This window comes from Janthinobacterium sp. P210006, from assembly GCF_036231885.1.
GTDB lineage: Bacteria > Pseudomonadota > Gammaproteobacteria > Burkholderiales > Burkholderiaceae_D > Janthinobacterium > Janthinobacterium violaceinigrum.
This window is the reverse complement of the sequence record NZ_JAZARD010000005.1, coordinates 1-15,660: the sequence shown is the minus strand read 5'-3', so window position 1 is coordinate 15,660 and position 15,660 is coordinate 1. Positions and strand designations below refer to the sequence as shown.

Annotated in this window: 9 protein-coding genes; 1 reads left to right on the top strand and 8 read right to left on the bottom strand. The window is 59.6% G+C overall.

The annotated features are described in order from the left end of the window. Positions 1 to 17: 17 nt before the first annotated feature. The 8 genes from VPH41_RS23415 to puuE all read right to left on the bottom strand — a co-directional run bounded on the left by VPH41_RS23415 (position 18) and on the right by puuE (position 14,929). A complete protein-coding gene (locus VPH41_RS23415) occupies positions 18 to 1,706 on the bottom strand; it encodes a bifunctional metallophosphatase/5'-nucleotidase (protein WP_328571676.1) in 1,689 nt (562 codons plus the stop codon). A gap of 156 nt (positions 1,707 to 1,862) precedes the next feature. After that, entirely contained in the window at positions 1,863 to 5,312 is a 3,450-nt protein-coding gene (locus VPH41_RS23410; RefSeq protein ID WP_328571675.1) for a TonB-dependent receptor, read from the bottom strand. Between the two features lie 792 nt (positions 5,313 to 6,104). Beyond that, positions 6,105 to 7,607 carry an adenosine deaminase family protein gene (locus VPH41_RS23405; protein ID WP_328571674.1) on the bottom strand — a complete coding sequence of 501 codons (1,503 nt, stop codon included), beginning with the start codon at positions 7,605 to 7,607 and terminating at the stop codon, positions 6,105 to 6,107. A 43-nt stretch (positions 7,608 to 7,650) separates the two neighbouring features. Beyond that, the gene (gene guaD / locus VPH41_RS23400) at positions 7,651 to 8,967 is read right to left on the bottom strand and encodes a guanine deaminase (protein ID WP_328571673.1); all 1,317 of its coding nucleotides are present in this window, start codon (positions 8,965 to 8,967) and stop codon (positions 7,651 to 7,653) included. Positions 8,968 to 8,976: 9 nt separating this feature from the next. Then, complete coding sequence (xdhC, locus tag VPH41_RS23395; protein WP_328571672.1) at positions 8,977 to 10,044, bottom strand: xanthine dehydrogenase accessory protein XdhC; 1,068 nt, start codon at positions 10,042 to 10,044, stop codon at positions 8,977 to 8,979. Positions 10,045 to 10,053: 9 nt separating this feature from the next. Then, positions 10,054 to 12,399: a xanthine dehydrogenase molybdopterin binding subunit gene (xdhB, locus tag VPH41_RS23390; RefSeq protein ID WP_328571671.1), complete on the bottom strand. Its 2,346-nt coding sequence runs from the start codon at positions 12,397 to 12,399 to the stop codon at positions 10,054 to 10,056. A 10-nt stretch (positions 12,400 to 12,409) separates the two neighbouring features. Next, positions 12,410 to 13,876, bottom strand: coding sequence for a xanthine dehydrogenase small subunit (xdhA, locus tag VPH41_RS23385; protein WP_328571670.1), 1,467 nt, complete (start codon positions 13,874 to 13,876; stop codon positions 12,410 to 12,412). A 99-nt stretch (positions 13,877 to 13,975) separates the two neighbouring features. Further along, positions 13,976 to 14,929 (bottom strand): allantoinase PuuE, encoded by a 954-nt coding sequence (gene puuE, locus VPH41_RS23380; RefSeq protein ID WP_328571669.1) that lies wholly within the window; start codon positions 14,927 to 14,929, stop codon positions 13,976 to 13,978. Positions 14,930 to 15,050: 121 nt separating this feature from the next. On the opposite strand from puuE, the gene uraH reads away from it, so the two are divergent. Beyond that, positions 15,051 to 15,404 (top strand): hydroxyisourate hydrolase, encoded by a 354-nt coding sequence (gene uraH, locus VPH41_RS23375; RefSeq protein WP_287775697.1) that lies wholly within the window; start codon positions 15,051 to 15,053, stop codon positions 15,402 to 15,404. Positions 15,405 to 15,660 lie beyond the last annotated feature (256 nt).

Below are 15,660 nucleotides of genomic sequence, written 5' to 3'. Positions count from 1 at the left end.
TTATTCCTTGTAATGTGTTATTTGACACGCACGATGCGGCCCGCCGCCGTGGCGCTGCCGGCCGGCTTGCCGGCGCGCGCGCGGGCAATCAGGTAATCGCTGAAGGCATCGATATCGCGCACGCCCGTGTCGAGCCGGCGCGTGCCGGCCGCCAGCACGGTAAAGCGGTCGCCGCCGCCGGCGAGGAAACTGTTGGCGGCGACACGGTATTGTTGATTATCGTCAATGACCTTGCCATCGAGCATGATGCTGCCCGGCAGCACGCGCTGGCCTTGCGGCTGCGTGCTGTCCCAGCGGTAACTAAAACCTTCGGACACTTGCAGCAGATTGTTGTCCTCCGCTACGCTGCCCGGCCATTGCTGCTCGAGCAAGGTACGGATTTGCGCGCCGGACAGGCTGACGACGATCAGCGTATTGCCGAATGGTACGACGGCCTGGTTCTGCCCCACATTCGTCATCAGGTCGGCGCCCGCTTCCAGGTCCTTGCGGATGCCGCCATTATTCATCAGGCCAATCTGCGCGCCGGCTGCGCGCGCGCCAAACAGGGTGCTGTCGGCCACCAGGTCGCCCAGCGCGGAAGCGCCGCTGCCCTTGGTGCTGCGGCCCACGTTCGGCACGGCGATGGCGGCCACGGGACGCGACAATTCTTGCGCGCTGCGCTGCTTCACCGATTCCAGGTAGGCTGCCACGGCAGGGTCCGGTTCATACATGCCCGGCAGCATGACGACGTTTTGTGCGCTGGCATCGATCAAGGCATTCTTGACGGGATCGACCTTGAGCTTGATGCGCGTCAACATGTGTCCGCCCATCTGTGCTTGCGTCACCAGCCGGCCATCGACGCGGCACAAATAGCCTTGATGCGAATGGCCGCTGATGACCAGCTGAATCGCCGGATCGAGGCGTTTTACCACGTCCACCACGTCGCCCTTCAGGTGGCTGCAATCGGGCTGGTCGACGGCTTCTTTCGTCTCGCCGCCCTGGTGCAGCAACACGACGAACACGCCCACGCCCTGCGCGCGCAGCTGCGGCAAGGTGGCGTTGATGGCGTCCGCTTCGTCGCCGAACTGCAGGCCGGCAATGCCGGCAGCCGTCACGACGGACGGCGTATCTTTCAGCACGGCACCGATCAAGCCCACCTTGACGCCATGCGCCTCTTCGATGCGGTAGGCGGGCAGCAGGGACTTGCCCGTTTGCGTATCGATCACATTGGCCGCCATATAGGTGTAGCTGGCGCCCTTGAAATCGGGCGTGAACTTGCACGCCTTGTCGGCGCGCGAGGACTCGCAGCCGCCGTGCTGCTGGCGCAGCAACTCCGCCTTGCCCTGGTCAAATTCATGGTTGCCGACGGAACTGGCCTTCATGCCCAGCATGTTCATGGCCACGATGCTGGGCTCATCGGCCCACAGCGCCGACATGGCAGGGCTGGCACCGACCAGGTCGCCATTGCCGACAAAAATCAGCTGCGCATCTTCGCGGCGCCATGCCTTCAATGCGCCGGACAGGGTATCGATGCCGCCCGCCTGCACCGTCTTGCGCTCGGCATCGGCAACGCTCGTGTACGTGAATTTGCTGCGGTCGAGGTTGCCGTGGAAATCGTTCAGGGCGACCAGGTTGATATCGACGGGCGGTGCGGGAGGCGTGGCGCAGGCGGCCAGCAGCAAGGTCAGGGCCGCGGCGGCGGCCAATGGTGTCAGATGATGTTTCATGGTCCCCACATGGTTATCAGTATTCAAAAAAGCGTTCTCATCCGGGGGGACGCCGTGCGCCGCAAGCCCGTCCGAGCATGACAAGAAAACAGAACATAAACGAAAAAACGGCCGGTGTCGCCACCAGCCGTTTATAACTTCAATCAAGCGTCGAGATTAGAACTCGTACTTGACCGTAGCCTGGATTGCCCATTGGGACTCACCCTTTTGTTGACGCACGGTGTAGTCATCCACCTTGTCACGCACTTGGTAGATATAGCGGCCCTTGTCATCGAGGCCGACAAAGTCAACAAAGCTGCGGGTTTGACCACCAGCCGAGCGGAAAGCCATTTCATTGATACGGCCCCACTTGCGGTTGATCATGTTGCCCACGTTGAAGAAGTCCATCGTGAACACGCCTTTGTTACCTTTGAAGAAGCCTGGGACTTCCTGGCTGACACGCATGTCGAAGCTGTTGGTCCATGGCGAGAAGCTGCTGTTACGCTGCGTCACGCTGCCGGCTGCACTGCGCAGGTCGGCATTCCCGTTGACAACTGCCCAGAAGCGATCTTCGTTGGCATGGTTGCTTGCCGTATCACCACGGAAGACCACTTCACCCGAACCTGGTTTCGATGGAATGTACAGCAAGTCATTGCCAGCTACGCCATCGCCGTTCAAGTCATTGTTAACAGTCCAGCTGTATGGCTTGCCCTTGCGACCTTCATAGAACAGGCCGAAGCTCGTCTTGTAATTGTCGAAGAAGCGCTTCTGGAAGTTCAACACTGCATTGAAGCGGTCTTTTACCAGGTAGCTGGAATTGGCTGCAATGTTTTCATTCGGATTGAAAATCGAACGGGCGTTGAAGTTGGAGTTCGACACCGACGAGGTCAGCGGCGAGACTTCCGTTGCATCGGTATAGGTGTACGCTACCGACCAGCCAAAGCCTTTGGTCATAGGCTGGCTGACCGACAGGGTCACCAGATTGCCCGTGCCCTTATCCGTTTTCTTGGCAATCAGAACGTTGTTGTAGTTCGGATTTTTCAATGCCTTGGCAACGGCACCGCCACAGACAGCGTTGCTCGACGTGGTCAGACCACCGGCATCACTCCAGCACAATGGATTGTAGGCATTGGCCGAGTAGTACAGATTGCGGCCATCGGTACCGGTACGCGTGGCTTGTCCCAGATTCAGGTGCTCATAGTAAATAGCGTCCTTGTTCTGGGTACGCAGGTACTCCGCACCAAACACCAGGCCCATCCATGGCAATTCATGTTCGAATGCCAAATTGCCTTTCCAGATCGATGGTTGACGCAGATCGGACGACAGGAAGTCCACGTTGGCCGCAGGCGCGGCGTCAGGGAAGTTCGTCGGCTGTTTGGTCGGATCAGGATTGAACAAGCCACCAACGGTTGGGCAAGACTTGAAGCCGCTGGTGCCGCAACCGACGATACGGGTCGCCACGCCAGGATTGGCAAACGGATTCGACATCCAGACCGTCGCTGCCGCGCCTTGGAACAGGCCGAAACCGCCGCGCAACTGGGTCGGACGAGCACTGTCAAACTTGTAGTTGAAGCCCACGCGTGGCTGCCACAGTGTCTGACCATCGATGGTTTGCGTATTGTTCAGGCCAAAACCGCCACTTTGCTGCGTGCCGCCCAGTGGTTTGCTCAGATCGACGCTACCGGCAATTGTTGGTGCCGCCGCCGCCGCGTTATACAGTGGACGATCGCTGATGCCAGCCTTGTCGATACGTACACCATATTGCAAGGTCAGGTTTTTATTGACAGTCCAGACATCTTGCACAAACAGGCCGTAGTTCTTCAGACTGAAGTCGGCAATCGCATTTTCCAGCGATCCACCGGCAGCTGCCACTTGAACCTGGTACGAGCTAGGACGTCCGATACGGAAGTTTTCCAGTACGGCTTGTTCGATCAAGGCTGCAGGCGAAGCATTCACACCGCTACACACCACGCTGCCGAACGAATATTTGTAGGTGGCCGAACTGTTAGTACAGTTGAACGTGTAATTACCGTTTACGTTTTGCAAGAAGGCATTGTAAACATCATTCTTGCTGAAGTCGGCGCCAAACTTGACTTCGTGATCGCCCAATGCCCAGTTAGCGCCCAGGTACGCATCCTTGGTCTTGGTACGCAGGATATTGTACTGATACGACTGATCGGTACCGAAGTTCAGGAAGCGGCTGCCGGTCGACACGCTCGAAGGCGTGCCAGCCGGTGTCGGTCCCGTAAACTGCAGGGCCATGGTCGGCAGATTCGAATTGTTCTTCGGCAGACTTTCATAGTCGCGCGACGATACCTTGAATTCCGTCGAGAAATTCGGCGTCCAGTCGGCAAACCACTGGCCGACAATGGTCTCGATCGACTTGTTTTGCGAACGCCAGGCCGAGTTCAGGGCGATGCCGCTAGCCGTTACACCGGTAAACATCGGCTCGGACTGATCGGTTTTGGAGTAACGGACCATCGCGCGATGGTTGTCGTTGATGTTCCAGTCCAGTTTCAGCAGGACGTCGTCTACCGTCAACTTCGTGTCAGCAGGCACAGCCGTGGTGCCGATAGGAAGGTTATAGGTGTTTTGAGCGATCGCTTGTGCACCGGCAATAGCCGATTCCGTCACGCCGACGTTCGTCATCGAGCTGCCAATCGGACCAAAGTTTGGCGCAGTGCGAGTGCTTTCCAGCTTTTCCTTGTTGGCGAAGAAGAACAGTTTGTCCTTGATCAGCGGGCCGCCGACGGAAACACCCTTCGTCGTTTCACGGAACGGCGCTGGCGCGTAATAGCTGTCTTTCAGGTTGTCATAGCGGTCGCCGGCCATCTTGTCATTACGGAACACGTAATAGACGCTGCCCTTGAATTCATTGGTACCGGACTTGGTCACGGCATTGATATTGGCGCCCGTATAGCCTTTTTGCGTCACGTCGTAGTTGGCGACGTTCACTTGCACGGACTGGATGGCATCGATCGAAATCGGTTGCTTGGCAGTCGGGCTGCCGTTCGATTCCAGGCCGAAGGTGTCGTTCACCGCCACGCCATCGATGGTCATCGAGTTGTAGCGCGAGTTTTGACCGGCAACGGACAATTCGCCGCGCTCTTTGTCGGTTTGCGAAACACGCGGGTCGGAACGGGCGTAATCTTGCAGATTGCGCTGGATCGACGCTTGCATGGCCAGCTCATTGGCGCCGATGTTGGTGCCGGCACCCATATTGCTGCGGTTAAAGATCTGTGCGCGTGCGCCCGTACCGGTCACGTTCACGACTTGCATCTGGGCGCCTAGGGTGGCGTCCACATTGGCCGTTTCGGCCAATTCCAGGAACACGCCTTCGCGTTTTTCAACTTCACCATTCTTGGTGATGGTGATGGTGTATGGACCGCCAGCGCGCAAGCCGCGGGCGACGTAACGGCCTTCCGCATCGGTCGTCACATTGCTGACGGAACCCGATTCGGTGTGCACGATGGTAACAGTGGCGCCAGCTGCCGGCTTGCCGTCGGTAGCCGAGATACGGCCGCCAATGGAAGACGTAGTGTTCTGTGCGAACGATGGTGCCGCCGCCAGTGCAATAGACAGGCTGAACGCGATTTGCGTTAGCCGAAGTCGCTTGTGATTGATCATCTTTAACCCCAGAAAAGACTATTATTTTTGAAAATCCTGGATTGCCCACCATCCGGCTGCGCCGCACAGCAACACAAACACAACATTTCCTCTTTACGATGCTGCAACTGTTACGCCGGCTGGACTGGCTGCGGTCCTGACAAGACCATCACAAAACGCCGCTCCACACATCACAACTCTTCCTATTCAGACAATAACGGCGGAAAAAACTGCAACCGATCCGTACGACCCAGGGCGCTAGCTCCTGTGTCATTCACCCGACAGGCTTACCCGGCGAACATGGCAAGCCGCGAGTGTAATTGTTAAATATTTCAAGACTGTGACACGGCGGCAAAATGCAGAGGAATGTCGTCATTTAGTTGCGCGACTGTTTGTTTCACTCTGCATCTCACCTTTATTTACTGCTAATACCCATCTTCATACGATATCGTTCATATGAATTGTGACTTTTTAATATCACACTCATCCCACTATGCATCATCAAAAAATGGATGACAAATACGTTTTTTTTTACATATTTATATATTTAAAATATAAATAGCATGGGGTAACGCGCTGGATTGATATCGTGCTGACAGCGTCCGGGCTTATGGCGCGAGATTATAAATGAGCAATATGTACTTGAAATTGATTCATCCAGGAAATTGGATAAAGTCGTGCATCTGCCGTTAATTGTGTCGCATGGCTGCCACAAAATTGGCAAAACAACATCGCGGTGATTTGCTGCGGGGAATGGAAAACGGCCGGAAGATCCGGCCGCCCTGAGAGTATCAGTTTTGAACGTCGTGCAACTTACGGTTTGCTGCCTTTAACGCCCCGGTCGGCGGCGGCAATGTCCGCTTCAAAGCGGGTGAAACGGGCATCGAGTGCTTTCAGCAAACGTTGTTTATCCGCTTCCGCCAGGAAGGAGTACCGCAGGCTGTTGTACGACAGCTTTTTGATTTCCGCATAATCGGTCTTGTACTGGCTGGCAAACAGCACGTATTCATTCGACAAGGTATTGCGCGACACGCCCGCATCGTCGGTGGAGATCACGAAGGGCACGCCATACTTGCGGTACAGGGTAATCGGATGGGCCTGGCCCTTGATGCCAAGGATGTAATCATTGCTGGTCAGGTTCACTTCCACGGGGATGCCCCGTTCGCGCATCTTCTGCATGGTCGCCAGCGCATTGTTTTCGTATGCGATATCCATGCCATGGCCAATCCGGTTGGCGCCGGCCACGTCGACGGCTTCGGCAATATGGAACGTCATGCCTTCCGGCGGCACCATGCCCAGCGCCAGTTCGCCCGCGTGCAGGGCGATTTTGACGTTCGGATATTTTGTTTTGAGGAACTTGAACATTTCCATGTGCAGGCTGTAGTCGCGCATGGACACATTCACGCTTTCCTGCCCCACGATGTTCACGCCCACCAGCAGCGGATTCAGGCTGGCTGCCTTGAACGCGGCCACCATGGACGAGAACACTTGCGATGGCGACAGGAACCGCAGCACATACGCCTGGTAACGCATGGTGAAATTGGCGTCATCGATGCCGGCGCTGCTGGCGTTCACGTTGTCGTTGTAAGCCGTGATGCTTTTCTGGAAGCCGGCATCCTGCTCCAGGCTGCCCGTCCAGTTGGCCAACACGGCTTGCAACGCTGCCGGCGTCAAGCCCGGTGCCAGCACCTGCTGGTCGAACTGCGCGTTCTGCACGAATGGCGACAGCTCGAAAATCGTTTCGATATAGCTCAGATTTTCCGCGATGGCGCGCTGCTTCAGGGTTTTCAAGCCATCGGCCGTGTTGCTCGATGCGACAGGACCGAAGTAGCCGAAGGTATCGAAGAAGGTCCGGTCCGGCGGCGTCTGCATGGCGCCATGGTTGTAGAAATCCTTGGTCGACCAGCGCTGCAGCAGTTCCGCATACAGGCCCGCATCGGCAAACACTTCCGTGGACGACAGGCATCCACGCTGCGCGGGCGGCTTGGCGCGCTCGGCTGCCACCACCTCCTTGTTGCTTTCGATGCGGTAGGTCGTCTTGTTGACGCAATAGTTTTCCTTGTCGACCCAGTCGAGGAATTGCTCGGCGTAAATGGCACCAGAGTAATGGTGATGCAGATCACCGCCTTTGGGCATCATGGAAAAGAACAGGCTCAACTCGGCTGTCTTTGGCTGCGCGCCCGCAACCAGGGCGGCAAAATGGCGCGCCGTGGCCGCTTCATTGGAAGACGGAGAGGCAACGATCTTGGCGGCCTGCGCCGTTCCAGTCAATGCCAGCGCGGCGCCAAGCGCCAGACTGGTGAGTTTATTGTGCATACGCGTTCTCGCTCAGGGTGGTTCGTGTGGAAAAACGGGTAGGTCAGCCCTGCTCACGCACATGCACGCACTGGCCGCCCGAATACGTGGCAGCCACGGCCCGGTCGTCGCCCAGCAAGGCAAAGGCAAACAGCAATTCCTCCAGGCTTTGACAGCCGGCCGTGCGGCGCGCCAGCAGCGGCGTCGACTGTTTATCCAGCACGATGAAGTCCGCTTCCGTGCCAACCGTGAAATTGCCCAGGGTGCCTTCCAGTTGCATGGCCCGCGCAGCGCCCAGGGTCGCCAGGTAAAACATGCGCAAGGCGGGCAGATAGCTGCCTTTCAAGCGTGCTACTTTATAGGCTTCGTTCATGGTTTGCAACATCGAGAACGAGGTGCCGCCACCCACGTCCGTCGCCAGCGACAGCAGCACTCTTGCCGCATCGGCCCGCTCGAAATCGAACAGGCCGCTGCCCAGGAAGAGGTTTGACGTAGGACAAATGGCGGCCGCCGAAGACGTTTCCGCCATGCGCGCGCGATCGCGCTCATCGAGCCAGATGCAATGGCCAAACATGGCGCGCGGGCGCAGCATGCCGTACTGGTCATACACGTCGAGGTAACTGCGCGCCTGCGGATGCAATTCACGCACCCAGCGGCACTCGTCTTCGTTCTCCGACACGTGGGTTTGCAGATAGGTATCGGGATAGGCGCGCGCCAGCTCGCCCGCCAGGTGCATCTGTTCATTGGTGGACGTCGGTACGAAACGGGGCGTGATCGCATACAGCGAACGGCCCCGCTTGTGCCAGCGCTGGATCAGGTCTTCGCTTTCGCGCGCGCCGGACTCGGCCGTGTCGCGCAGGAAGTCGGGGCAATTCCGGTCCATCATGACCTTGCCCGCCACCATGCGCAAGCCGCGCGCCTCGCTGGCGCCAAAGAAAGCATCGACCGATTGCGGATGCACGCTGCCATACACCATGGCCGTCGTGGTGCCGCAGCGCAGCAGTTCATCAAGGAAAAACTCGGCCACGTCGCGCGCGTGGACAGGGTCTTCAAACGCGCGTTCGGTAGGAAACGTATATGTCTCCAGCCACGGCAGCAAACCCGGAGCGGGCGAGGCGATCATTTCCGTCTGCGGAAAATGCAGGTGGGTATCGATGAAACCTGGCACGATCAGCTTGCCCCGGTAATCGACGATATGCGTGCCGGGAGGCAAAGTCGCCTGCAGTTGCGCGTAATCGCCGGCGGCCACGACCTTGCCATCGGCCACGATCAGCAAGCCATCGGCATGCCAGGCGTGCGCCTCCTCGGTGAAAGCGGGATCGGCGTGGAAGTGCAGCAAGCTGGCACGGTAAGCTTGCAATGTGGCAGGAACAATCGGCATGACTTCTTTCTATAACGGATGAATGGCGGCGCGCTTCTTGCGCCGCGGTGGCGCGCTGGCAGGTACCAGCCGCAGCGGTGCAGCGAGGGCCGCCGCGGCGGCTTCCTCCCACACCATCAATAACTGACAGGCAACGGAGGCGGCAATCACGGCCGGTGCCTTGTTGCGGATGCCGGGCATGCCGATCGGGCAGACCATGGCGGCGATGCGCTCGTCCGGCACACCACGCGCCTGCAGGCGGTGCTCGAACTGCTTGCGTTTCGTTTGCGAACCGATCAGGCCGAACCAGCCCGCGTCCATGCGCTCCATGATGGCTTGCGTCAAGCGCTGATCGAGCGCATGGCTATGCGTCATGACCAGATAGCTGCCGCCCGGCGGCGCCATGGCGACGAATTCTTCGGGTGTGTCGGTGGCGGCGATGCGCACATTATCCGGTAGTTGCGCGGGAAACATGTCTTCGCGTTCATCCACCCAGGTCACGTTGCAGGGCAAGTGGGCCAGTGCGCGCACGATAGCGGCACCCACGTGGCCGGCCCCAAACAAGGTCAGGTGCGCGCGCGGGGCCAGGCAGGGATCGACCAGCCAGCGCCGGCCGCTACCATCCTGCGCCACATGCGTACCGCGTTCGCGTGAAAACGTGTCGGGCGCCTGCGCCGCCGTTCCGGCAATCAGGCTGCCCGCCGCATCGAACAGCGCCGAGACGGGTTCGCCATCGAGCGCCGTCAACCGCCAGCTGTCTTGCTGGCGCCGCTCGCGCAAGGCGTGCAGCACTGCCGCCAGCCTGGCGTCGACGGGCTCAAAGGCAAGGTAGACGACGCCGCCGCAGCATTGTCCCAGGCTGGGACCCAGCGCAAAACGCTCGAACCGCGCCTGAGTGTCGCCCGTGACCAGCATGGTCTTGGCGATTTCCACGGCGCGCAATTCCAGGTGGCCGCCGCCGATGGTGTCCACCTGACCATCGAGGCTGACGCGCATCTTCGCGCCCGCCTCGCGCGGCCCGGAACCTTCCACCAGGGCGACCGTCACCAGCACGCATGCCTGCGTGTCGTTCTCCATCGCTGTCAGCCAGTCGCTCATCGTCTGCTCCTAGACAGCCACGCCGGCCGCCTGCACGGCCATGACCGCCTTGAGGATTTCCTCGCTGGTCGCGGGGGCGTTCAGCGGCGGCTGCACGGCATGATGACCCACGCTGGAAATGGCGTCGCGGATGGCAAAGAACACGGAAAACGGCAACAGCAGCGGCGGCTCGCCCACGGCTTTCGAACGGTGGATACTGTCTTCCACGTTGCGATTCTGGAACAGCTTGACGCGAAAATCTTCGGGGCAATCGGAAATGCCGGGAATCTTATACGTCGATGGCGCATGCGTCATCAGCTTGCCCGCCGCATTCCACCACAGCTGCTCCGTCGTCAGCCAGCCCATGCCCTGGATAAAGGCGCCTTCCACCTGACCCAGATCAATCGCGGGATTGAGCGATTGTCCCGCATCGTACAAGGCGTCCGCGCGCAGCAGTTTCCATTCGCCCGTCAGGGTATCGACCACCACTTCGGCCACGGCCGCGCCATACGCGTAATACGAAAACGGATGGCCCGTCATCGTCTTCGCGTCCCACGACAGGCCGGGCGTGGCATAGAAACCGTCCGACCACAGTTGCACCCGCGCCAGATACGCTTTCTGCACCAGTTCGGCAAACGGCACGACGTGACCATGCACGTGAATATGGTTGTCGAAGAAGCGCACGTCAATCGCTACGCCGCCGTACAGTTTGACCGCGTAATCGGCCAGGCGTTCACGGATCTGGCGCGCCGCATCCTGCGCCGCCTTGCCGTTCAGGTCGGCGCCCGTGGACGCCGCCGTAGCGGACGTGTTCGCCACCTTGCTGGTGTCGGTGGCCGTGGCCCGCACCCGCTCCAGGCCCAGGCCAAGCTCGTGCGCCACCACCTGCATGACCTTGGTATTGATGCCCTGCCCCATTTCCGTTCCGCCATGGTTGACCAGCACGGAACCATCCACGTACACGTGCACGAGGGCGCCGGCCTGGTTCAGATGCGTGACGTTGAAGGCGATGCCGAATTTCAGCGGCGTGAATGCCAGCCCCTTCTTCAAGACCGGGCTGGCCTCATTAAAGGCATCGATGGCGCGGCGGCGCGCCCGGTAATCGCTGCTCTCTTCCAGTTCGGCAACGAGTTCATGGATCACGTTGTCGACGATTTTTTGCCCGTACGGCGTGACGTTGCGTCCTTCCGCATCGTTGCGGCCATAGAAATTGAGCAAGCGGATATCGAGCGCATCGCGTTGCAAGTGGCGGGCGATTTCATCGATCACATACTCGATGGCAATGGCGCCCTGCGGCCCGCCGAAACCCCGGAAGGCCGTGTTCGACTGCGTATTCGTCTTGCCGCAGGCGGCGTGGATATCCACGTCGGACAAATAGTAGGTGTTGTCGAAGTGGCAGACGGCGCGCGTGGCGACGGGGCCGGACAGGTCGGCCGAATAGCCGGCGCGCGTGGTCATGTCGACCTTGGCGGCAAGGATACGGCCCTCGTCGTCGTAGCCCACTTCGTACTCGTAGTAAAAACAGTGGCGCTTGCCCGTCACCAGCATGTCGTCGTCGCGGTCGGCGCGCAGCTTGACGGGACGCTTCAGCTTGGCCGCCGCGATGGCCGAGGCCGCCGCCCACAGGGCCGACTGCGACTCCTTGCCGCCGAAACCGCCGCCCATGCGCCGGCATTCGACCGTGACGTTATGCGAATGCACGCCCAGCGCATGCGCCACCACATGCTGCATCTCGCTCGGATGCTGAGTCGAACACAGCACCAGCATGCCCTGCGCTTCCTTCGGAATCGCGTAGGAAATCTGTCCTTCCAGGTAAAACTGCTCCTGGCCGCCCACATACAGCTGGCCCTTGACCACATGCGGCGCCTTCTCGAATGCCGCCTGGCAGTTGCCGCGCGCCAGGTGCATGGGCGGCAGCACATACGATTGCGCCGCCTTGGCCGCCTGCGGGGTCATGATCGCGGGCAACTCCTCGTACGACACTTGCGCCAGGCGGGCGGCGCGGCGTGCATGGTCATGCGTATCGGCCACCACGATGAAGATGGGCTGGCCTACGTATTGCACCAGATCTAAGGCCAGGATGGGATCGTCGTGAATGATGGGACCGCAATCATTGGTGCCGGGAATGTCCTGCGCCGTATAGACGGCGACGACACCCTGCGCAGCGCGCACTGCCGATAAATTCATGGCCGTGATGCGCGCGTGCGGCTTTTGCGACAGGCCCAGCGCCGCATGCAAGGTGCCTTGCAGTTCGGCGATATCGTCCGTGTACGTGGCTTGCCCCAGCACATGTAATTGCGCCGACTCATGGGGGCTGGGGTTGCCCACGGCGGCCCAGGCGACCGCTTGCAATTCGGGCGTGGCAGGATGGTTCATGCTGGTCCTTTCAGGCGCGGCAAGCGTAGGCGTTGACGGCAGTGCGCAGCAGCGGCGCACCGGGGCGTGTTTCCAGCCAGAAGCGGCGCAACAGGTTTTGCGCCGTCGTCATGCGGTAGGCAGTCGAGGCCCGCATGTCGGACAGCGGCGCGTAATCGTCGGCCAGCAAGCGCATGGCGATGACCAGATTTTCCTCACTCCAGGCTTGTCCGCGCAGGAACGCTTCCGTCTGCGCCGCGCGCTGGGGCGTGGCCGCCATGCCGCCAAACGCGATGCGCGCATCGACGATGCGTTCGCCGTCGAGCTCAAAGGCAAACGCGGCGCACACGGCCGAAATATCCTGGTCAAAACGCTTGGCCAGTTTATACGTACGGAAATGCACACCGGCACGCGGCAAGGGCACGCGCACGGCTTCGACGAATTCGCCGGGCAGCAAGTCTTTCTTCTGATAGCCGAGATAAAAGTCTTCCAGCGGCATGATCCGCTGGCCGCCCGCGCCGCGCAGCACGATCTCGCTGCCCAGCGCAATCAGCCACGGCATCGAGTCGCCGATGGGCGAACCATTGGCCACATTGCCGCCCAGGGTGCCGGCATTACGGATCGGCAAGGAAGCAAAACGCTGCCACAGTTCCGACAATTCCTTGGGGTAATGCTGGCACAGCGCCCCGTAAGCATCGTTGAGGCTGGCGCCGGCGCCGATGTGCAGCTTGCCGTCGTCCACGGCGATGGATTTCAGGGCTGCTACGTTGCCGAGATAAATGATGTCACCCAGGTCGCGCAGTTGCTTGGTGACCCACAGGCCCACGTCGGTGGAGCCGGCCAGCAGGCAGGCTTGCGGCTTTGCCGCGCGCAGCGCCACCAGTTCGTCGATGCTGCGCGGCGCGTGGAAGTACTGGCCCCCGTGTTCATAGGTGCTCGCGCTGCCGCGCTGCAGCGCCTGTAGTTGCTGCGCCAAGGCAGCGCGGTCGAAAGTCACATGGGGCAATTCGCCCATGCGCCTGGCAGCATCGATGATGGGGCGGTAACCCGTGCAGCGGCACAGATTGCCCGACAGCGTATCGTCGATTTCGCAGCGCGTGGGTGTCTCGCCGTTTTTCTTCAGGTACATGCCCCACAAGGACATGACAAAGCCGGGCGTGCAAAAACCGCACTGGGAACCGTGGCACTCGACCATCGCCTGCTGCACCGGATGCAGGGCGCCGTCGGGCTGCTGCAAGTCTTCCACGGAGAACAGGGCCTTGCCATCGAGGGTGGGCGTGAGCTGGATGCAGGCATTGACGGCTTTCATCTCGACCTGGCCATCCACCAGGCTGCCGATGACGACCGTGCAAGCGCCGCAATCGCCTTCGGCGCAGCCTTCCTTGGTGCCCGTGCAATGCAAATCCTCGCGCAGGTGCTGCAACACAGTCTGCGTTGGGGCGGCGTTGCGTACTTCCTGTACGGCACCACGGTAATAAAAGCGGATCGGTTCTGACATGCTGGCCTCGGTATAGTCCCAGTATAGGAGATTAACACCGGCTTATGAGACAACTATATGCAAAGACTGATTTTACTTATCATCCTATATCAATAAAACTCAGACCTGGAACGGATGCGTCGCATGCCAGTGTTCGGCGATATCGATGCGGCGCGTGATCCATACGTGCTCATGGCCCTGTACATAGTCGAGGAAGCGCGCCAGCGCCGCCGCGCGTCCCGGGCGCCCCACCAGCCGGCAATGCAAGCCCACCGACAGCATCTTCGGCTGATTCAAGCCGTCCGGATCGCCTTCCGCGTACAGCACATCGAAGGCATCCTTCAGATAATCAAAAAACTGCGTGCCCGAATTAAAACCTTGCATGGCGGCAAAGCGCATATCGTTCGTGTCCAGGGTGTAGGGCACGATCAGCTGCGGCTGCACGGCCGGCATGCCGGCCGCATCCGTGTACGCCACCTTGTCCCAGAAGGGCAAATCATCGCCGTAATAATCGGCGTCGTAGCGGAAACCGCCATGCTCGACCACCAGTTTGCGCGTGTTGGGCGAATCGCGCCCCGTGTACCAGCCTTGCGGCGCGGAACCCGTCAATTCGCGGATGATCTGCACGGCTTCGCGCATGTGTTCGCGTTCCGTCGCTTCATCCATGTTTTGATAGGAAATCCAGCGCAAGCCGTGGCAGGCGATTTCATGCCCTAGTTCCTGGAAGGCAGCCACGGCTTCCGGATTGCGCTTCAGGGCCATCGAGACGCCAAACACGGTCAGCGGCAGGCGCCGCTCCTCGAACATGCGCAGCAAGCGCCACAGCCCGGCGCGCGAGCCGTATTCATAGATCGACTCCATGCTCAGGTGCCGCGCAGGAAAAGCGGCCGCACCGATCATTTCCGATAAAAACGTTTCCGAGGCGGGATCGCCATGCAGCACGCTGTTTTCCGCTCCTTCCTCGTAATTGAGGACGAATTGCAGGGCGATGCGGGCCTTGCCCGGCCATTGCGGATGGGGTGGCGTGCGGCCATAGCCGATCAAGTCGCGTGGATAATGTTCGTAATTGTTCATGCGGAGGCGCACCTATAGGAGGACAATGTTGGCTATATGCCCAATCATATAGCCCGGCGCAGTCGCCAGTATATGATTTGCACAATAAGCACATTCACTCACCCTATATACAGGATAGCAAATGGGAAAACTCAGCACGCATGTACTCGATATCGCCCACGGCAAACCGGGAGCCGGCGTCAAGGTAGCCCTGTTTTCAGTCGCGCCGGAAGGCAAAGTGTTATTGAAGATGGATATGACCAATAGCGACGGGCGCTGCAGTACGCCATTGCTGGAGGGCGACAGCATGAAGGCGGGCCAGTACGAGTTGGTGTTCAACGCAGGCGACTATTTCGCCGCCCAGGGCGTCGACTTGCCTACGCCCCGCTTCATCGACCTGGTCACCCTGGCCTTCGGCATTGCGCATACCGATGAAAATTATCACGTGCCGCTGGTGGTATCGCCGTGGTCGTATTCGACTTATCGCGGAAGTTAAGCGACGTTAGATGACAAAGGCAGCGTGCAGCGCTGCTTTTTTTTCGCCTGTTATCGGAGCTGACGTAAGTCGGATGAGTGCGCAAGCGCATCATCCGGTATCCGCATCAACGTCAGCAACAAACCGCCAGACGAAAAAAACCCCGCCATTGCTGACGGGGTTTTTCTCTACTGCGAATAACAAGCCTGACGATAACCTACTTTCACACTGGTTGCAGCACTATCATCGGCGCAAAGTTGTTTCACGGTCCTGTTCG

Bases quoted from the DNA above. Each gene is read 5' to 3' on its own strand.
- VPH41_RS23415 (WP_328571676.1), bottom strand. From the start codon at position 1,706: ATGAAACATCATCTGACACCATTGGCCGCCGCCGCGGCCCTGACCTTG.
- VPH41_RS23410 (WP_328571675.1), bottom strand. From the start codon at position 5,312: ATGATCAATCACAAGCGACTTCGGCTAACGCAAATCGCGTTCAGCCTG.
- VPH41_RS23405 (WP_328571674.1), bottom strand. From the start codon at position 7,607: ATGCACAATAAACTCACCAGTCTGGCGCTTGGCGCCGCGCTGGCATTG.
- guaD (WP_328571673.1), bottom strand. From the start codon at position 8,967: ATGCCGATTGTTCCTGCCACATTGCAAGCTTACCGTGCCAGCTTGCTG.
- xdhC (WP_328571672.1), bottom strand. From the start codon at position 10,044: ATGAGCGACTGGCTGACAGCGATGGAGAACGACACGCAGGCATGCGTG.
- xdhB (WP_328571671.1), bottom strand. From the start codon at position 12,399: ATGAACCATCCTGCCACGCCCGAATTGCAAGCGGTCGCCTGGGCCGCC.
- xdhA (WP_328571670.1), bottom strand. From the start codon at position 13,876: ATGTCAGAACCGATCCGCTTTTATTACCGTGGTGCCGTACAGGAAGTA.
- puuE (WP_328571669.1), bottom strand. From the start codon at position 14,929: ATGAACAATTACGAACATTATCCACGCGACTTGATCGGCTATGGCCGC.
- uraH (WP_287775697.1), top strand. From the start codon at position 15,051: ATGGGAAAACTCAGCACGCATGTACTCGATATCGCCCACGGCAAACCG.